At 69.9% G+C, this 18,604-nt stretch carries 18 protein-coding genes; 3 read left to right on the top strand and 15 right to left on the bottom strand.

Annotated elements, in window-relative coordinates; all coding sequences use genetic code 11:
• Positions 1-69 precede the first annotated feature (69 nt).
• The 8 genes from JOD67_RS20590 to JOD67_RS20625 form a co-directional block, all read right to left on the bottom strand.
• Complete coding sequence (locus JOD67_RS20590) at positions 70-840, bottom strand: SDR family NAD(P)-dependent oxidoreductase (protein ID WP_205119222.1); 771 nt, start codon at positions 838-840, stop codon at positions 70-72.
• Between the two features lie 3 nt (positions 841-843).
• Positions 844-2,031, bottom strand: a complete 1,188-nt coding sequence (locus tag JOD67_RS20595; protein ID WP_205119223.1) for a M20 family metallopeptidase — start codon at positions 2,029-2,031, stop codon at positions 844-846.
• On the bottom strand, positions 2,028-3,638 hold the full coding sequence (locus JOD67_RS20600; RefSeq protein WP_205119224.1) for a dipeptide ABC transporter ATP-binding protein: 1,611 nt from the start codon (positions 3,636-3,638) through the stop codon (positions 2,028-2,030). The genes JOD67_RS20595 and JOD67_RS20600 overlap by 4 nt, the downstream gene beginning before the upstream one ends.
• Positions 3,635-4,471, bottom strand: a complete 837-nt coding sequence (locus tag JOD67_RS20605; protein ID WP_205119225.1) for an ABC transporter permease — start codon at positions 4,469-4,471, stop codon at positions 3,635-3,637. Before JOD67_RS20605 ends, JOD67_RS20600 begins: the two co-directional genes overlap by 4 nt.
• Positions 4,468-5,412 carry an ABC transporter permease gene (locus JOD67_RS20610; RefSeq protein ID WP_205119226.1) on the bottom strand — a complete coding sequence of 315 codons (945 nt, stop codon included), beginning with the start codon at positions 5,410-5,412 and terminating at the stop codon, positions 4,468-4,470. The genes JOD67_RS20605 and JOD67_RS20610 overlap by 4 nt, the downstream gene beginning before the upstream one ends.
• Before the next feature lie 10 nt (positions 5,413-5,422).
• Positions 5,423-6,928 (bottom strand): ABC transporter substrate-binding protein, encoded by a 1,506-nt coding sequence (locus JOD67_RS20615; RefSeq protein WP_205119227.1) that lies wholly within the window; start codon positions 6,926-6,928, stop codon positions 5,423-5,425.
• Between the two features lie 23 nt (positions 6,929-6,951).
• Positions 6,952-7,632: an HAD-IA family hydrolase gene (locus JOD67_RS20620; RefSeq protein ID WP_205119228.1), complete on the bottom strand. Its 681-nt coding sequence runs from the start codon at positions 7,630-7,632 to the stop codon at positions 6,952-6,954.
• A 165-nt stretch (positions 7,633-7,797) separates the two neighbouring features.
• Positions 7,798-8,121, bottom strand: coding sequence for a hypothetical protein (locus JOD67_RS20625; protein WP_205119229.1), 324 nt, complete (start codon positions 8,119-8,121; stop codon positions 7,798-7,800).
• Between the two features lie 390 nt (positions 8,122-8,511).
• Here JOD67_RS20625 and JOD67_RS20630 point away from each other — a divergent pair, with 390 nt between their 5' ends.
• Positions 8,512-9,777 carry a hydroxyacid-oxoacid transhydrogenase gene (locus tag JOD67_RS20630; protein WP_205119230.1) on the top strand — a complete coding sequence of 422 codons (1,266 nt, stop codon included), beginning with the start codon at positions 8,512-8,514 and terminating at the stop codon, positions 9,775-9,777.
• On the opposite strand, the gene JOD67_RS20635 is transcribed toward JOD67_RS20630, so the two are convergent.
• The 3 genes from JOD67_RS20635 to JOD67_RS20645 form a co-directional block, all read right to left on the bottom strand.
• Entirely contained in the window at positions 9,764-10,744 is a 981-nt protein-coding gene (locus JOD67_RS20635) for a serine hydrolase domain-containing protein (RefSeq protein WP_205119231.1), read from the bottom strand. The two genes, JOD67_RS20630 and JOD67_RS20635, sit on opposite strands and share 14 nt — an antisense overlap.
• Before the next feature lie 14 nt (positions 10,745-10,758).
• Complete coding sequence (locus JOD67_RS20640; protein ID WP_307782477.1) at positions 10,759-11,469, bottom strand: glycosyltransferase family 2 protein; 711 nt, start codon at positions 11,467-11,469, stop codon at positions 10,759-10,761.
• 69 nt (positions 11,470-11,538) lie between these two features.
• On the bottom strand, positions 11,539-12,483 hold the full coding sequence (locus tag JOD67_RS20645; RefSeq protein WP_205119232.1) for a UDP-glucuronic acid decarboxylase family protein: 945 nt from the start codon (positions 12,481-12,483) through the stop codon (positions 11,539-11,541).
• A 278-nt stretch (positions 12,484-12,761) separates the two neighbouring features.
• Between JOD67_RS20645 and JOD67_RS20650 the strand changes: the two genes are divergently transcribed.
• Positions 12,762-13,157, top strand: a complete 396-nt coding sequence (locus tag JOD67_RS20650) for a hypothetical protein (RefSeq protein WP_205119233.1) — start codon at positions 12,762-12,764, stop codon at positions 13,155-13,157.
• 11 nt (positions 13,158-13,168) lie between these two features.
• A complete protein-coding gene (locus JOD67_RS20655; protein WP_205119234.1) occupies positions 13,169-14,788 on the top strand; it encodes a carboxylesterase/lipase family protein in 1,620 nt (539 codons plus the stop codon).
• Here the strand turns inward: JOD67_RS20655 and JOD67_RS20660 are convergent.
• The 4 genes from JOD67_RS20660 to JOD67_RS20675 form a co-directional block, all read right to left on the bottom strand.
• Positions 14,785-15,543: an energy-coupling factor transporter transmembrane component T family protein gene (locus tag JOD67_RS20660; protein WP_205119235.1), complete on the bottom strand. Its 759-nt coding sequence runs from the start codon at positions 15,541-15,543 to the stop codon at positions 14,785-14,787. The two genes, JOD67_RS20655 and JOD67_RS20660, sit on opposite strands and share 4 nt — an antisense overlap.
• Complete coding sequence (locus JOD67_RS20665; RefSeq protein ID WP_205119236.1) at positions 15,543-16,904, bottom strand: ABC transporter ATP-binding protein; 1,362 nt, start codon at positions 16,902-16,904, stop codon at positions 15,543-15,545. The genes JOD67_RS20660 and JOD67_RS20665 overlap by 1 nt, the downstream gene beginning before the upstream one ends.
• Positions 16,901-17,494, bottom strand: a complete 594-nt coding sequence (locus JOD67_RS20670) for an ECF transporter S component (protein WP_205119237.1) — start codon at positions 17,492-17,494, stop codon at positions 16,901-16,903. Before JOD67_RS20670 ends, JOD67_RS20665 begins: the two co-directional genes overlap by 4 nt.
• Before the next feature lie 468 nt (positions 17,495-17,962).
• Positions 17,963-18,595: a TIGR03085 family metal-binding protein gene (locus JOD67_RS20675; protein WP_205119238.1), complete on the bottom strand. Its 633-nt coding sequence runs from the start codon at positions 18,593-18,595 to the stop codon at positions 17,963-17,965.
• Between the last annotated feature and the right edge of the window lie 9 nt (positions 18,596-18,604).

Consider the following 18,604-nt stretch of genomic DNA (forward strand, 5'->3'; position numbering starts at 1 on the left):
TGGGGTGGACGCCAGGTAGAGGGGTCACTGGCCGGGTAAGGCGACCACGACGCTTCACCCACGGAGTGCCTAAGCGGGCGGGTCGAAACGGCCGTCGATGGCGGTCCAGCCGCCGTCGACGGTCAGGACCGAGCCGGTCACGTACGAGGCTGCGTCGGAGGCCAGGAAGACCACGGCGCCGGCGATCTCGGAGGGGGTTGCCCAGCGGGCCAGGGCGCTCTTGTTGGCGTACGCGGCGTACCACTCCGGCTGCTGCTTGATCTGCGCTGTCAGCGGCGTCTCGACCACGCCCGGGGCGATGGCGTTGGCACGGACGCCAGCGGGGCCGAACTCCGCCGCGGCCGTCCGCAGCAGCTGGATCAGGCCCGCCTTCGTCGCCGCGTAGACGCCCTGGCCGGGCTCGACCGTCTGGCCGCGGATCGAGGAGAAGCCGATGATGCTGCCCCGACCGCGGTCGACCATCCCGCGCCCGAACGCTCGCACCAGCTCGAAGGAGGCGCGCAAGTTCAGGTTGAGGACGCGGTCGTACTCCTCGACCGTGTAGTCCAGCAGCCGCTTGCGTACGTTCACCGCCGCCGTGAACACCAGCACGTCCACGTCGCCCAGAGCGGCAGCGGAGGCCAGGACAGCAGCGCTGTCGAGGACGTCCAGGACGTACGAGGACGCCGACCCGCCGCAGGCCTCCGCCGTCGCCGCGGCGGTGTCGCCGTCGCGGTCCGCGCACACCACCGAGGCGCCGTGCGCGGCCAACGCGAGAGCGGCCTCCCGGCCGATGCCGCTGCCGGCACCGACCACCACCGCACGACGACCGTCGAGCCGGAACAACTGCGAGTAGTCCATGGGTCAGCCCCCTAGAAAGAGTCGAGCGGTCTCGGCGAAAACCCTTGTGCAGTTGACGATCTCGTCCACCTCGACGAACTCGTCGGCCTGGTGCGCGATCCACTTGCCGCCCGGTCCGTACACGATCGTCACCATCCCCGCATCGCGCGTCAGGATCGTCCCGTCCGTCGCGCCCGGCACGCCGCCGTACTCCGCGGGCGTGCCATAGACAGACGAGTGCGCGGCGGCGAGCGCGCCTACCAACGGATGCGACGACGGCGTGTCCACCGGCGGCCGGTCGTCGACCACCGACACCGACGAACGCACACCCTCCGGCGCACCAGCCGACGCGGCCAGCGACTCGACCAGCGAGACCACCGAGGCATGCGAGACCCCGGGAATGGTCCGTACGTCCACGCACACCGTGCAGTGCGACGGGATCACGTTGATCTGCTCGACCGACCCGGCAGCCAGCACAGTCGGTGTCAGATACACCTCGCCCAGATGCTCGTGCGAAGGATGCGCCTTCTGCAGCTCGGCCTGCAGGTCGGCGAGCGACCCCAACAGCCGGCCGGCGGCGAGGATCGGGTTCCGCCCGTGCTGCGGCATCGCCCCGTGCGCCATCGCCCCGGCGAACGAGACGCGCAGCCGGATCGCGCCCTTCGCGACCAGGCAGATCTCGCCCGCCTCGGGTTCGGCGATGACCGCGCCGTCCACCTCGCGCGCCAACGGCGAAGAGGCGAACGCCTTCGCGCCGAGCATCATGCCTTCCTCGTCCACCAGTGCGCACACGACGATCCGTCCGGGGAACGGCCCCGCCAGCTGGAGGGCCCGAACGGCGTACAAGCAGGCCGCCAGCCCCGACTTCATGTCCGCCGACCCACGACCAAAGAGGCGCCCGTCCACGATCGACCCGCCAAAAGGATCGACGGTCCAGTCCGAAAGATCCCCCTCGGTCACGACGTCCGTATGGCCTTCGAACAACAAAGTCGCTCCCGGACCCCCGCCACCTGGCACAACGGCCACGACGTTCGGCCGACCCGGTGCGACTTCCGTCACGACCGGCGACCATCCGAACGACCGCATCTTCTCGACCACGGCCGCGGCGGCCGCGGACTCCGCCGAGCCGGCGGCGGGGTCGTGCACGCTCCGGATCCGCACCAGCTCCTGGGTGAACGCGACGACGCCCTCGGCGTCCACGGCGACAGTCACCGAACTCCCTTCGAGGCAAGGGCCTTCTCGAGCGTCGGTACGGCAGCCAGCAGCTCCCGCGTGTACGGGTGCTGCGGCTCGGTGTACACCTGCTCGGTCGGCCCGAGCTCCACCAGCTCGCCGTCGTGCAACACCGCGACCATGTCGCACACCTGCCGCACGACGGTGAGGTCGTGCGACACGAACACCATCGTCAGGTCGTACTCGTCGACCAACCGTGCCAGCAGCTCCAGGATCTGCGCGCGGATCGGCGCGTCCAGGGCCGACACCGGCTCGTCCGCGACCAGCACGCGCGGCCGCGGCGCCAGCGCCCGCGCGATCGAGATCCGCTGCCGCTGCCCACCGGAGAACTGGTGCGGATACCGATCCGCCGAGTCCGTGGGCAGCCCGACCGCCGTCAACAGCTCGGCCACGCGGGCGTCGACGTCGCGTTCGGTGGTGCGCTGCAGGGACACGAGCGGTTCCGCCACGATGTCCCGCACGCGCATCCGCGGGTCCAACGAGCCGGCCGGGTCCTGGAACACCATCTGCAGGTCCTCGCGCAGGAACCGCAGCCGCCGCTCCGGCAGTGCCTCTATTCGCCTGCCAGCAAACCGAATCGAGCCAACGGAAGGCTTGTCCAATCCAGCGATCAGGCGCACGAGTGTCGACTTGCCCGACCCCGACTCGCCGACCACCCCGAACCGCTGCCCGGCCGCGATCGACATGCGTACGTCGCGCAACGCCCGCACCTCTGGGCGCGGGCCGAACAGGCTCCGGCGCGGGCGCCGGTACGTACGGCTCACCCCGGACAGGTCGACGATTGGGTCGACCGCATTGTGCGACGACGAGGTCGGACGCCCGAACGTCGCCGCGTCGAGCAACAGCCGCGTGTACGGGTGCTCCGGCGTCGTGAACACCGAGGCCACCGGACCCGACTCGACGATCGCGCCGTCCTTCATCACCAGCACGCGTTCGCACACGGTCGCGACCACCGGCAGATCGTGCGTGATGAACAGCACCGACGTGTCCAGGTCCGCGGTCGCCTCGACGACCAGCTCCAGGATCTTGGCCTGCACGGTCACGTCGAGAGCGCTCGTCGGCTCGTCGCAGATCAGCACCAGCGGGTCGTTCGCCAACGCCATCGCGATCATCACGCGCTGCCGCTGCCCGCCGGACAATTGGTGCGGGTACGCGCGGACCGCTCCCGCCGGGTCCGGCAACCGCACCTGCGTCAGCAACTCGACCGCACGCGCGGCGGCCGCCTGCCGCGACGCGCCGTGGATCCGCAGCACCTCGGCGAGCTGGTCGCCGACCCGCATGGTCGGGTTCAGCGCCGACATCGGCTCCTGGAACACCATGCCCAGCCGGCTTCCGCGCAACGCCGACAGCTGACGCTCGCGAAGAGTCAGCAGGTTGGCGGACTCGCCCGCCAGCCCGACGGACCCGGAGGCCCGCAGCCCCTCCGGTAGCAGTCCCATCACCGCGAGCGCGGTCATCGACTTGCCCGAGCCGGACTCGCCGATCAGCCCGACCCGTTCGCCCGGCTCGAGCGCGAACGACACGTCGTCGACCAGCGCGGACGACCCCGCGTGCACGGACAACCCGGAGACGGACAGCACACTCATCGCTGCACCAGCTTCGGGTCGTACGCATCTCGCAGACCGTCGCCGAACAGGTTGAAACCCAACACCGCAAGGGCGATTGCCGTTCCCGGCCAGACCGCGAGCAGCGGGTTCGAGGTGAGCAGCTCCTGCGACTCCTGCAGCATCCGACCCCACGACGGCACCGGGGGAGCGGTACCGAAGCCGAGGAACGACAACCCCGCCTCGGCGAGGATCGCGATCGCGAAGGCCACCGACGCCTGCACGATGATCAGCCCGACGACGTTCGGCAGCACGTGTCGTACGGCGATCCCCAGCCGGCGCCGACCGGCGGCGCGCGCGGCCAGGACGTACTCCGTGGACATCACCTGCAGCGTGCCCGCTCGCACGATCCGCGCGAACGCCGGCACGGTCGCGACACCGATCGCGACCATCGCCGTCAACGTGCTCGCGCCGAACACCGCGCCGAACATGATCGCCAACAAGAGTGCGGGAAACGCGAGCACGAGGTCGTTCCCGCGCATCACGAACGAGCCCAGCCAGCCCCGGCTCATCCCGGCCAGGATGCCCAGCGGGGTGCCGAGCACGGCTGCCACGCCGACCGCCACGATGCCGACGAACAGCGTCGTCCGCGCGCCGACCATCAACCGGCTCAGCAGATCCCGGCCGAACTTGTCCGTCCCCAGCCAGAACTCCGACCCTGGACCGAGCAACCGCGAAGTCGCCTCGACGCGGTACGGGTCGTGCGGCGTCCAGACGAACGAGACCAGCGCGATCAGCACGACCACGCCGATCAGCACGCCGCCCGCGATCAGGCTCGGGCTGCGCGGACGCAGGTAGGTCAGCCGCGCGCTCATGAGGTCCGCAACCGAGGATCGAGCGCGGTGTAGAGCACGTCGACCAGATAGTTGACCAGCAGCACCGCGACCACCAGCACCATCACGACGCCCTGCACGAGCAGCAGGTCGCGGTTGGCGACGCCGTCGAGGAGCAGCGAGCCGAGCCCGGGGATCACGAACACCCGCTCGACCACGATCGCGCCGACGAGCAGCGTCGCGAGCTGCAGCCCCAGCACCGTGCTCACCGGGATCGCGGCGTTCCGCAGCCCGTGCCGCAGCAGCGCGCGGTACGGCGTCAGTCCCTTCGCCCGCGCCGTGCGCAGATAGTCCTCGCGCAGCACGTCGAGCACGGCGGTGCGGACGTACCGTGCCAGCACCGCCGCCTGCGCGATGCCCAGCGCGGCCGCCGGCAGGATCAGGTGCTGGACGAAAGAGACGGGGTCCTGGTTCGGTGGCGTCCAACCGCCAGAAGGCAACCAGCCAAGGCGAACGGCGAAGAACGCGACCGCGAGGATGCCCGCCAGGAACGCAGGCACGGCGATGCCCAGCTGGCTCAACGCCGACAGTGCCAGCCCGGACAGGCCGCGATGCCGTACGGCCATCACGGTCCCGACCGGCACCGCGATCAGCACCGCGAGCACCATCGAGGTGACGACGAGCCACAACGTCACCAGCAGCCGGTCGACCACCTGCGGGCCGATCAGGTCGCGGGTGACGTACGAGATCCCGAAGTCGCCGGTGACCAGACTACCCACCCAGTCGAGGTACTGCACGACCGGCGGCCGGTCGGTGCCGAACTCGGCCCGCAGCGCGGCGACCGCCTCGGGAGTCGCGTTGACGCCCAGCGCGACCTCTGCCGGGTCGCCCGGGAGTACGGCCATGAACGCGAACACGACGATGGTCGCGGCCGCGATGCTGGCCACGAACACCGCCGTACGCTTCAGCAGCCGTAGGACCATGGGGAGGGACCTAGCTCTTCGACACCGCGGTCAGGTCGAACGCCTCGGAGATCACGTTCTTCGGGAGCCCCTTCACCCCGACCTTCGCCGCGATCAGGTTCGGGAACAGGAACAGCCAGTCCGCGGCCGCGTCCTCGGCGAGGATCCGGGCGGCCTGCTTGGTCTTCGCGACCTGCTCCTCCTCGGTGCCGCTGTCCGCCTCGGCGAGCAGCTTCTGTACCTGCTTGTTGTCGTAGCGCCAGTAGTACTTGGGGTTCGCCCAGCTCGCGATGTCGCGCGGCTCGACGTGCGCGATCATCGACATGTCGTAGTCGGCGTTGGTGAAGACCTCGCTGAGCCAGCGCGCCGGGAACTCGAGGACATCGATCTGCGCGGTGATGCCGACGTCCGCGAGCTGCGACTTCACCACCTGAGCCGCCGCCACGGCGTACGGCAGGTTGGGGATCCGGAACCGCAGCGTGAGCTTCGGTGTGCCCGCCTGCGCGAGCAGCGTCTTCGCCTTCTCCGGGTCGTACGGGTAGAGCTTGGACAGGTCCTCGTACCAGGGGTCGGTCGGCGGGACCATCGAGCCGATCAGCTCGCCGTGCCCTGCCCATGCGGTGTCAATCACGGCTTGCCGGTCGATCGCGTAACAGATGGCCTGGCGGACGCGCTTGTCGGTGAACGGGGCCTTCCCGTCGTTGAACGACATCACGACCTCGCCGTTCGTCGTGCCCTCGATGATCTGGAACTTCGAGGTGTCCTTGAACTGGCCCAGGCTGTCCGGCGCCTGCACCGAGCTGACCACGTCGATGCTGCCCGTGAGCAGGGCGTTGTTCATCGCGGTCGGGTCCTTGAAGTACTTCAACGACACCGTCTCGGTCGGCGGCTTCGTGCCCCAGTAGTCCGGGTTGGCGGCGAGCGTCATCACGTCGCCGCGCTTCCAGCTCTTCATGGTGTACGGGCCGGTGCCGATGGGCTTGGTCGCGAGGTCGTTGATGCCCGTACGCGAGAACATCGCGCCGATGCGGGTCGTCATGCGGAACAGCCAGGAGTTGCTCGGCTGCTTGAGCGTGACCTGCAGCGTGGTCGGGTTGGTCGCGACCGCGGTGTCGACGACGTCCATGCCGGCCTTGAGTGAGACCGTCCAGTCCGTCTTGACGCGGTTGATGCTGAACGCGGCGTCCTCAGCCGTGAACGGAGCGTCGTTGCTGAACTTCGCGCCCTCTCGCAGCGTGAACGTGTACGTACGGCGGTCGTCGCTCACCGTGTAGCCCTTGGCGAGCAGCGGAACGATCTTCCCGTTCGCGTCGAGCTTGACCAGGCCCTCGTACACGTTGAGCAGCAGTGCCTGGGGGATCGCGGCGCCGTCGTTGCGGGTGAAGTCGAGGCTGGCGGGCTCCGCGATGAGCCCGACCGTGAGCTCCTTTGCCTCCTGTTCGGGAGGGTTGGACGTGCCGCTGCCAGCGGAGCACCCCGCCGTCACGAGCAGCGCGACGATCGATGTGGCGATGACGCCCTGAAGCCTGCTGGGCACCGCGACCTCCTGGAACTGTCGAGTCAGTCCTCAGATGATGCCGCGCCGGCGGCCCGGACGATCAGCGGCCCGCCGGATACGTGCAGGTCGAGCTCGTGGATGCCCGAGACGACGAGATCGGCGTCGAGGTCCGCGGCGCGGTGCGAGGTGGTGACGGCGATCGTCCGCATGCCGGCCTTGCGGGCGGCTTCGAGGCCGGCGGGGGCGTCCTCGATCACGAGGCAGCGCTCCGGCGCGACGCCGAGGCGCTCGGCGCCGAGCAGGAACGGCTCGGGGTGCGGCTTGCCGTACGTGACATCGTCGGCGGTGATGAGCACGGTGGGCTCGAGGCCGGCCGCCTTCGTACGGACGCCCGCGATGGCGTCGTTGCCGGAGGTGACGATCGCCCACCTGCCGGCCGGGATCTTGGCGAGGAACGCGGTGACGCCGGGGAGCGGTACGAGGCCGTCGACGTCGGTGGTCTCGAGCTCGTCGATGCGCCGTTCGCCCGCCGCGACGCGGTCCGGCGGGACGAGGGCGCGGACGATGGCGCCCGACGTCCGTCCGTGCAGCGAGCCGAGCGCCTCGAACTGGGCGGTGGTGACGCCGAACTCCTCCGCCCACCGTGACCAGGACCGGACGATGATCGGGGTCGAGTCGATCAGGGTGCCGTCGAGGTCCAGCAGGACGGCGTCGACGTGGAACTCGGTGCGCTCGGCTGTCACGTCTTACGACGGTACCGGGTGACCCAGGTGATCCGAGGGAGGGCCGAGAGCCGCATGACCGCCGCACGGTTGGGGGTCATGGCCGGCCAGGCGGCTCCGGCTGACCCCAGCAGACCAGGGCCGCGGCGGGGCCGTCCTCCGTAGCGACTACTGAAGTTGCCCGGCTCAGGGCACGCGGAAGACCTGGATGCCGCGATGAGAGCTCTCGAAGACGCGTTCCCACCTGGGCGGCAGCACAGGTGTGTTGCCGAAGGTGCCGAGCAGCACCAGGCAGGCGGCGATCCCGGCGGCCCGGGTGATCAGGAACGGATAGCGGCGCGCCTCCTGGCGGGCGAGCAGGTAGAGCGCGCCGACGCCGCCCAGGCAGACGGCCGGGATGATCGGGAGCCAGAAGCGGGCGATGCTCAGCAGCAGCGTCGACGAGGTCTGCGGGCGGTGCTGGCGGTGCTGGCGGAGCGCGACGGCGAGGACGAGAGCCCAACAGAACAAGGCGGTCGCGAGCGGGTCGACCAGCGGCTGGGTGAGGTCGGGGAAGACGACCGAGTTGCCGACGGTAGTACGACGCCTCGTTGAAGCCGAACAGCATGAGCAGCAGGCGCATCGGCAGGACGATGCCCATCCGCATGGTGATCGTGTGGTAGAAGCTCGACGGCGGCTCGGGGAACGCCTGCGCCGCGTCCAGGTAGTTGATCTGGTCGGACGGCTGCACGGGAACGCGCCAGAGCAGTTCACCAACGAGCGTGGCGAGTCCGACCGCGGCGCCGAGGGCGATCGTGACTTGACGCTTGCTGCGTTGAGCCAGAGCTGCTGAGAGGGGAAGCTAGGATTCCTTCGGATCCAAAGCTCTATTTCCGCCATGTTGAACGACGGAGGGGTCGTATGGCAGCCGAGTCGGTCTTCACCTGGGCAGCGCCGCCGATCAAGTTCGGACCGGGTGCCGTCGACGAGATCGGGTACGACGTCGCGCAGCTGGGTGTACGCCGCGTCCTCGTTCTCACCGACCCGGGTGTCGCGGCGACCGGGCTTCCGGAGCGGGTCGTCGAGACGCTGCGGAGCGCCGGGCTGGAGGCTGGCCTCTTCGCCGACGTGCACGTCGAGCCGACCGACGTCAGCGTCAAGGCCGCGATCGCGTACGCCCAGGAGAGCGACTGGGACGGCTTCGTCGCGGTCGGCGGCGGCTCGTCGATCGACACCGCCAAGGCGGTCAACCTGCTCACGAGCTACCCGGCCGACCTGCTCGACTACGTCAACAAGCCGATCGGCAAGGGCCTCGCCCCGCAAGGCCCGGTCAAGCCCCTCGTCGCCGTCCCCACGACCGCTGGCACGGGTGCGGAGTGCACCGCCGTCTGCATCATGGACTTCCTCGACCTCAAGGTGAAGACGGGCATCAGCCACCCGCGGCTGCGCCCGGTCCTCGCCGTCGTCGACCCGCAGGTGACGCTCTCCCTGCCGCCCGGCGTGACCGCCGCGACCGGGTTCGACATCCTCTGCCACGCACTCGAGTCGTACACCGCCCGGCCGTACGACGACTACGACCGGAAGAAGCCGGAGGAACGCGTCGCCTACTGCGGCGCCAACCCGATCTCCGACATCTGGATCGAGAACACGCTCCCGATGCTCGCCCGCTCGTTCCGCACGGCGTACAGCAAGGGTGACGACGTCGCCGCGCGGACGGACATGCTGCAGGCCGCGCTGTTCGCCGGCATGGGCTTCGGCAACGCCGGTGTGCACATCCCGCACGCCTGCGCCTACCCGATCGCGGGCCGCGTCCCGTCGGGCTACCACCCGGCGGACTACCCGGCGGACGAGGCGATGGTCCCGCACGGCCAGGCCGTCGTGCTGACCGCGCCCGCGGCGTTCAGGCACACGTACGCCAGCAACCCCTCCCGCCACCTGCGCGCCGCCCAGCTGCTCGACCCGTCGGTGGACGGACCGGAGGAGGACCGGCTGCCCGAGGCGATCCGCCGGCTGATGAGGGACACGAACTCTCCGAACGGCCTCGCCGCCGTCGGCTACACCGAGTCCGACATCGACGACTTCGTCGACGGTGCCCTGAAACAGCAACGCCTGTTGACGATCGCACCCATGCCGGTCGACGCCGACGTGCTCGGGGCGGTGTTCCGGGAGTCGCTCACCCTGTGGTGAGTGCTCGGGCGATCGGCCAGGCGCCGGGGGAGGTGTTGGAGACCACGGTCCAGGTGGTGCCGGTCTGCGGGTCGTGGGTCGACTTGAACGAAGCGCCGGCGTCGTACCCGGTCAGCATCACCGTGTCGGTGGTCGGGTGCAGCCAGAAGCCGAGGCCGTAGCGCCTGGACTGATCGGGCACGTCCCGGCGTGGCCGTACGACCTCCTCGACCGGACCCACGATGTCCCCGGCGAAGAACGCACGCCAGAACGTCGACATGTCCGCAGCGGTGGTGTGGATGCCGCCGTCGCCGGTGGCCAGCACGGGGAGATGGAAGACGTTGGAGCGGTCCGTTCCGTCCAAGGGCAGGTAGCCCACGGCCGCGTCGGCGGGGAGCTCGTCGGAACGGAGGAAGTCGGTCCTGGTCATGCCGGCAGGGCGAAGCACTCGTTCGCGCACGAGGTCGTGGTAGCCGACCCCGCTGGCCCGTTCGGCGAGCAGGGCGAGGACCACGAATCCGCCGTTGCAGTAGCCGAAACGCTCACCGGCGCGGAACTTGGTGGGGTGCCCGTCCAGCAGCGGCAGGAACGCCTCGGTCGTGGTCAGCTCGTGTGCCGCGCCCATGAGGTAGTCGGTGATCTCGAGGTCGGCTTCCTCGTCCAGATAGTCGCCGATGCCGGAGGAGTGCGTGAGGAGATGCTCGACGGTCACGTCGTCCGCGATCAGCGGAAGATCCTTGCCGAGCAGGGAACGGGCCGTCGTGTCCAGCGCCAGTGCGCCGTCGCCTACCAGCGAGAACACGGCCAGAGCAGTGAAACCCTTGCTCCCACTGGCGATGCCGAACCTGGTGTCCACGGTGTTGGGGACGCGGTAGGCGCGGTTGGCGAACCCGTACGCGTTGGAGAGCTCGACCTGGCCGGCACGGTCGATCCACACCACGCCCGAGAAGTCGGTGTCTCGGGCGAGCTGGTCCACCTCCGCGATCACGAGTGTCGGCGCGGCTAGCGACCGATCGCCGGGCGGCGACGTGGTGCGCGGGCGCGGATCTTGGACAGGATCCAGACCGCCTCGACGCCGTCCTTCCAGGTGATCTTCTTGCCGTCCTCGCGGGTGCGCGCCTTGTAGCTGATCGGCACCTCGTACGGGCGGATCTTGCGCGCCAGCAGCTTGCCGGTGATCTCGGCCTCCATGCCGAAGCCGTTCGACTCGATCGCGAGCTCCCGGTACAGCTTCAGCGGCAGCAGCTTGAAGCAGGTCTCGAGGTCGCCGATGTACGCGTTGAACAGCACGTTCGCGACCGTCGTCACGCCCTTGTTGCCCATCACGTACCAGAACGAGTACGCGGAATGGCTCCCGAAGGTGCGGCTCCCGTAGACGACCTCGGCCTCGCCCTCCAGAACGGGCTGCAGCAGCGAGGGGATCTCCTCCGGCCGGTACTCCAGGTCGGCGTCACACGGGATCACGTAGTCACCGCTCGCGGCGTCGGCCGCCGTACGGATCGCCGCGCCCTTGCCGCGGTTGACCGGGTGGCGGAGCAGCTGCACGCGCGGGTCGGTGATGCGGTCGAGTACCTCCGCGGTGCCGTCGATGCTCGCGTCGTCGACGACGACGAGCTCGATCTCGCAGGGGTACTGCACGTCCAACACCCGCTTGATCACGGTGTCGACGGTCTCGACTTCGTTGTAGACCGGCATCAGGATGGAAAGCTTCACGATCTCTATGTGCTCTCTCGTCAGCGTGCGGGACGTGGTGAACTCGTTAGTTTCCGCTAGACCTGCGCCCTAGAGCAAGTCCGGCACGGTACGGAACCAGGCGATCGTGCGCCGCAGCCCCTCTTCGACGTCGACCTCGGGCTTCCAGCCGAGGACCTCCTCGGCGAGCTCGATCCGCGGCCGGCGGACGGCCGGGTCGTCCTGCGGACGCGGGACGAACTGGATCTCCGAGGTCGAATCGGTCAGCCGGATGATCCGCTTCGCCAGGTCGAGCATGGTCATCTCGTTCGGCGTGCCGATGTTCATCGGGCCGGAGTGCTCCGAGCGCAGCAGCCGCAGGATGCCCTCGACGAGGTCGTCGACGTAGCAGACCGAACGGGTCTGCATCCCGTCGCCGGCGACGGTGAGCGGCTCGCCCTTCAGCGCCTGGCTGATGAACGTGGGGATCGCCCGGCCGTCGCGGGGTCGCATCCGCGGACCGTACGTGTTGAAGATCCGGACGATCTTGGTGTCGACGCTGTGGCTCTGCCGGTACGCCATCGTCAGCGCCTCGCCGAACCGCTTCGCCTCGTCGTACACCCCGCGCGGGCCGACCGGGTTGACGTTGCCCCAGTAGTCCTCGGGCTGTGGGTGCACCAGCGGGTCGCCGTACACCTCCGAGGTGGAGGCGAGCAGGAACCGCGCCTTCTTGTGCCGGGCCAGCCCGAGCGCGTGGATCGTGCCGATCGAGCCGACCTTGAGCGTCTCGATCGGCAGGTCGAGGTAGTCGATCGGGCTCGCCGGCGACGCGAAGTGCAGAACGGCGTCGACCGGGCCGCCGACGTGCAGGTACTCCGTCACGTCGTAGCGGATCAGCCGGAATTCGGGGTGTTCGATCAGGTGTGCGACGTTTTCTGGCGTCCCGGTGCAGAAGTTGTCTACGGCGATCACCGTGCAGCCATCGGCCAGCAGCCGTTCGCTCAGATGTGAGCCGAGAAAGCCGGCACCGCCGGTGATGACAACCGTGTCGCCCATAGCCCCCGGGATTCCCTTCGCCGCGATGGATTACCCGCCGGATGACCGATCGTGGACGCGGGTACGGGCACAAGGATAGAGCTGTCCCCTTTCGACCGCTTACCATGGTCCGCTGCGCCCGGTTCGCCGGGCACGTGTGGCTCCCCGAGTGGCGGCGACTGATCATGTTTACATGATCATTCGCCGCTTCACGTGGGATACACCCCGCGTAGAGCACCCACTCGCCAGGTAAAGCGGCATCGGTGCGCGCGGAGAAGTAGTGCCGGTCGTACGCCTGCGTGCGCGTTGAGCGGCTCGCCGAAAAGCCCGTTCCAGCGGTGGGCTTCCTCTGCCCACAGGGTCTCGACGTCAGCCGCGAGCTCCGGTCCCGTCCGGGTACGGGAGCGGGCCGATGGTGCGGAGAAGGCAGCGTGTACGGGATCGCCGCCCGCTCGGCGACCGAACGAGCCGCGAGCTGCAAAGGCCCGGCACCCGACCACGACGTCGCGGTCCCGCGCTGCGACGCCGACGGACTCGAACTGGGTCGCGACGGACTCGGCGACCTGCTGCCGCACCTGCTCAGGCGTGGGCCGGACCCGTCCCGCCGCCGCTATATGTTGAAGATGGCGGGTAGGGCTAGCCCCAGGGCGGACTCGGCGGATCGCTCCATGTCCGCGGTAGTGCCCGCGCTGTGAGGGTTGAGGGCATGAAGAACAGACTGCTCCGGACGTTCGTTGTCGCCGCCACCGCGCTGGCGACCGCCGGCGTCGCAGTGGCCGGCCCAGCCCTCGCCTCCCCGCGACCCGACCCCTCTGTTGTTCGGACCGAGAACGGTCTCCTCCGCGGCACCGTGACCGACGACGTGCGCGTGTTCCAGGGCGTCCCGTACGCCGCGCCGCCCGTCGGTGCGCTGCGGTTCGGCTCTCCCCGGCCCGCCTCCGACTGGAAGGGCGTCCGCGACGCCACCAAGCCCAGCCCCGCCTGTGCGCAGGCCGGCGACTTCATCGGCGACAAGCCGAGCGTCGTCGAGGACTGCCTTTACGCCAACGTCACCACGCCTTTCGACGCCTCGCCGAAGCGCAAGAAGCCGGTGATGGTGTGGATCCACGGCGGCGGGTTCCAGTGGGGATCCGGCGCGATCTACAACGCGGATCGCCTTGCCAGCAAGGGCGATGTCGTCGTTGTGACGTTCAACTACCGGCTGAACGTGTTCGGCTTCCTCTCCCACCCCGCGCTCGACGGTGGGGTGGCGAAGCACAAGTCCGGCAACCTCGGCGTCGAGGACCAGCAGGCGCTGCTGCGGTGGGTCCGGAGCAACGCGGCCTCGTTCGGCGGCGACCCACGCAACGTGACGATCTTCGGCGAGTCCGCCGGTGCGCAGGTGTCGTGTACGCACCTGACCGCTCCTGGCTCGCGAGGCCTGTTCGACCGGGTGATCATGCAGAGTGGCCCGTGCACGATGAACTGGCCGTACGGCGACTGGTGGCGGGCGAAGTCTCGGCCCGAGGCGGAGAAGATCGGGCTCGAGGTTGCGAAGAAGGCCGGCTGCGACGACCCGGCGACCGCGGCGGCCTGCCTGCGCTCGAAGACTCCGGCCGAGCTGCTGAAGGCGGACAACAACGAACACGGGCACGGACCTGCCTGGGGCGGCGGAGTGATCCCGAACGACCCGGCGAAGCAGCTCGCGGCTGGTCGGATCGCGAAGGTGCCCGTGATGCACGGCATCACCAGGGACGAGCACGTGACGTTCCAGGTCGGCATGGAGATCATGACCGGCGGCGCGATCCCGCCGGGGGCCCACCCCGCGGTGCTCGGGCAGTTCACCGGGCTCGGCGACGCCGCGTTCGCGAAGGTCGTGGCGAAGTACCCGCTGAGCGCGTACGCCGGCTCCACCGGTGCCGCGATGTCGGCCGTGTTGACCGACTGGGCGTGGGCCTGCCCGACAGTGCAGACGAACAAGCTGCTGGCCAAGCACACGAAGACGTTCGCGTTCGAGTTCGCCGACCGTACGGCGCCGTGGTTCGGCGACACGGCCGCTCCGGTCTACCCGACCGGCGCGTTCCACGCGGGGGAGCTGCAGTACCTGTTCGGCGGCGCGTACGCGGGTGCTCCGCTGTCGCCTACGCAGACCAAGCTGTCCGACGCGATGATCTCGTACTGGACCGCGTTCGCCCACGACGGTGATCCGAACGGCCCGCGCACGCCGTACTGGCCGCGCTACCGGGCCACGAGCGACCACGTGCAGGCCCTGGCGACCGGCCGGCGCGGGATCCGGTCGGTCGACCTGGCCGCCGAGCACAACTGCTCGTTCTGGTCTGCCCTCTAGAAGAGGAACCGCCAGCTTCCGACCGCGAGGCTGACCGCGATCGCCCCGGCGACGACGAGGACCGTTCCCCCAAGGAACGCCCAGTTGCCGGGGCCGATGCGTTGCGGGCGGGCGACCGTTCGGTCGGGGTTCCTTCCGAAGCCGCGGGCCTCCATCGCGGTCGCGAGCCGGACGCCGCGGCGGATCGCGGCGACGAGCAGCGCGAACGTGGCGGAGCCGAACAGCCGCAGCCGCCTGATGGGCGACCAGCCCGCGTCGATGCCTCGCGCGCGACGAGCGAGCAGCAGCGTGTGCCACTCGTCGCCGAGCAACGGCACCAGCCGGAACGCGGCGAGCGCGCCGAACGTGAAGCGGGCTGGGGCTTTCAGGTGTTGGACGAGCGCGTCGGCGAACTCGGTCGGGTCGGTCGTCGCGAACACCCAGACGCCGGGCAGCGAGATCGCGAGGATGCGTACGGCCATCGCCGCCGCGACCGTGTACCGGTCGGTCGCCGCGGTGAGCAAGAACGTGCTGACGCCGAGCCCGGCCGCGGCGACGAGCAGCAGCCAGAGCCGGAGGACGAACGTACGCAACCCGATGCCGGACGCGGCGATCACGACGAGCTCGACGGCGAGGACGAGCGCCGGGGTCAGCAGGTCGCCGGTGACGAGGAGCGCGGCCATGACGACGAGCGCGGCGCCGAGCTTGGTGACCGGGTTGAGCCTCGCCAGTGGCGCGTTCGCGCGGGTGACGAGGGGGAGGGCGATCGTCGTCATCAGGCCGCCACCTGCGCGGGTGTCAAGGCGCCCTTGCGCATGACGAGCTCGCGGTCGGCGATGGCGTCGATGAACAGGTCGTCGTGGCTGACGCAGAGGACGGCGTGGCCGTCGTCACGGAGGGCCGCGAGCAGGTCGACGAGCTCGAGCCAGGTACGGCGGTCCTGCCCGAACGTCGGCTCGTCGAGGATCACCGCGCGGGGCTGGGTGGCGAGCGCGGTCGCGACGGAGAGGCGGCGTTTCTCGCCACCGGACAGGGTGAACGGGTTCGCTGCCGCGAGGTGGTTGAGCCGCAGTCGTTCGAGCAGCTCTTTCACGCGCCGCGCGACCTCGGCCTCGGGCACGCCGGTGCGGCGCGGGCCGAGCGCGAGCTCGTCGTCGACGCGCGCGGCGAGGAACTGGTGCTCGGGGTCCTGGAACACGGTGCCGACCGTGGTGGCGAGCTTGGCGGCCCGCCATTTGTGCAGCGGCTTGTCGTGGCCTTCGATCCGTGCGGCGCCTCGGGTCGGTGCGAGCAGACCGGCGAGCAGCATCGCGAGCGTGGACTTGCCCGACCCGTTCGGCCCGCTGATCGAGACCGCCTCGCCGGCGTGCAGCACGACGTCGGCCGCGTTGACGGCCGGGCTTTCGGCCCGCGGGTATGCGAATCCGAGGCCGTCGCCCACGAGCCGCGGCGCACCGACTGCGGGGGAGGGACGGCTGATCTCGGGCCGCCACCCGGGTGTCCAGAGCGCGCTGCCGTTCTCGTCGCCGAGCACGACCACACGGTCGACGAGGTGGCGCCAGTCGTCCACGCGATGCTCCACCAGCACGAGCGTCGCGCCGGTCTCGGCGAGCACGTTCGACACCGCCTCGCGCACGAGCAGGGCGCCGTCGGGGTCGAGGTTCGCGGTCGGCTCGTCGAGCAGCAGGATCGACGGCCTCAGCGCGAGGATCCCCGCCAGCACGAGGCGTTGCTTCTCACCGCCGGACAGCCGGCCGACCGGATGGTCGCGCCCGTACGGGAAGCCGACTGCCTCCAGCGCGGCGTCGACGCGTGGCCAGATCTGGTCGGTGGAGACGGCGTGGTTCTCCAGCCCGAACGCGACGTCGTCGCCGGCGCGCGCCATCACCAACTGCGTCTCGGGATCCTGGAACACCAACCCCGCTTGACCATCCACGGTCAGTGTGCCCTCGGTCTCGCCGCTGTGATCGGGGTCGAGCAGTCCCGCGAGAGCGGTGAGCAACGTGGACTTGCCCGCGCCGGACGGGCCGGCGAGCAGCACCCGCTCGCCGTGCCCAATCTCGAGGTCGAGGCCGCGGACCGCCCACGAGCCGCGGCCCGCGTGCCGAAACCCCCACCCGTTCGCGCGGATCGTCATGCGACGGTCTGCTCCCGGCCGGACGCGAACGGCGCGAGCACGCCGGTCTTGGCGAGCGAACGGACCAGACCGTGGCTGCCGAAACCGGCGATGACGGTGGAGCTGGCGAGGACGAGAACGCCGTACGTGAGGATCCACAGCGGCGCCCAGGCGGCGTTGTAGAGCACGTTGTCGGCGACCGCGGGAACGAGGCCGGCGCCGAACGCGGCGAGCAGGACGACCGGCAATCGCCAACTGCGATAGCGGAATCCGGCGTAGACGGCCTCGGCACCGAGGCCCTCGAACAGTCCGTAGAGGATGATGACGAGCGGTGAGGCCGCGCCGAAGAACACCGAGACGGTGGCGGCGACGAGCTCGGTGAACGTGGCGGCGCCGGGCTTGCGGATGAGCAGCCCGCCGAGGACGCCCGGCAGCAGCCAGACGCCGTACATGAAGGCCTGCAACGGCGGGAACGCGGTGAACGCCGGGCCGAGCGCGGCCCACAGCAGGTTCCAGCCGGCGAAGACCACGCCGAACGCGACCCCGACGACGGCCGCGACGATGATGTCGACGGTCCGCCAGCCTTGGCGTACCGGTGTGGGTTGGTTCATGGTGGAGCCTCCCTGGTCCTGGAAGTGGACGAGGGGGGTTGGCGCCTTCTGCCGGACGGCAAGGTCGCTGCCGTCGGCCAGATCGAACTCCCTGCGCTGGAATTACCCAGATCAGGTTCGAGGGTCTGCGAGCCAGTGGTGATGCCGCGGGGTCCGGGGGTCGCCCCCCGGGTGATACAGGAGAGGCGACGATGTCCGCGTTCTTGGCGGACATGTGCTACCCAGAGCCGCGACGGCGGCTCGCACTCTCAGCGTGCGCTCCCCTGTCGTCTGCGGTGTTCAGTTGTTGCTTGGAGGCTAGCACGCAGCGCGCGCCGCGAACCTGACCGACTTCGCCCTTGCCCGGCTACCGCGGAGCTCGGCTGGGCCAGAACCCCACAGTTGATCTTCGTGCGCTTACCCACGAGAGGGGCGTTCCGAGCGCGCTTCGAGGGGGTGGGAACGCCCCCTTGGTGGGTGAAGTCGCGCTCAGACGCCGAGTGGGGTCTGGGCGAGGGCCTCGACGGCGGCGTCGGGGCCGGTGACCTCGACGCGGGCGACGTTCTTGCGGCCGAACGCGTACAACGTGATCTCGCTCGGCTTGCCCGACAGCACGGCGGTCGGGTCGCCGTCGCGGACGCGGTGGACCTGGCCGTTGTTGCGGGCCAGCAGCAGGCCGACCGCCACCTTGCGGAACATGAACTTGCCCGCGAGCGAGGCCCGCTTCCAGAGCAGGTCCTCCAGGCCGGTCGGCAGCTTCCGCGGCTCCCACTCGTCCTGCGCGCGCCGGACGTCCTCGTGGTGCACGAAGAACTCGGCGGTGTTGATCGCCTCGTCGACGAACCGCAGCCGTGTCGGCGACCACTTCGGCGGACCGCCCCGCAGCCGGTTGACCACCTCGGCGTACCCGTACCGCGTCAGCAGGTTGGTCATCGCGAGGTTCGTCTGCTCCGCGAACCGCGGCAGCATGATCCCCGCCGCCTGCGGCGTGCTCTCCCGCACGACCAGATGCGCGGCCAGCTCCGACGTCGTCCAGCCGTCACACAACGTCGGAGCGTCCGGCCCGATGGACCCGAGCAGGTCGCACAGGGCAGCCCGCTCGGTCTGCGCGTAGTTCGTCACCTGCCCCAA

It is taken from the genome of Tenggerimyces flavus, from assembly GCF_016907715.1.
GTDB classification, from domain to species: Bacteria; Actinomycetota; Actinomycetes; order Propionibacteriales; family Actinopolymorphaceae; genus Tenggerimyces; species Tenggerimyces flavus.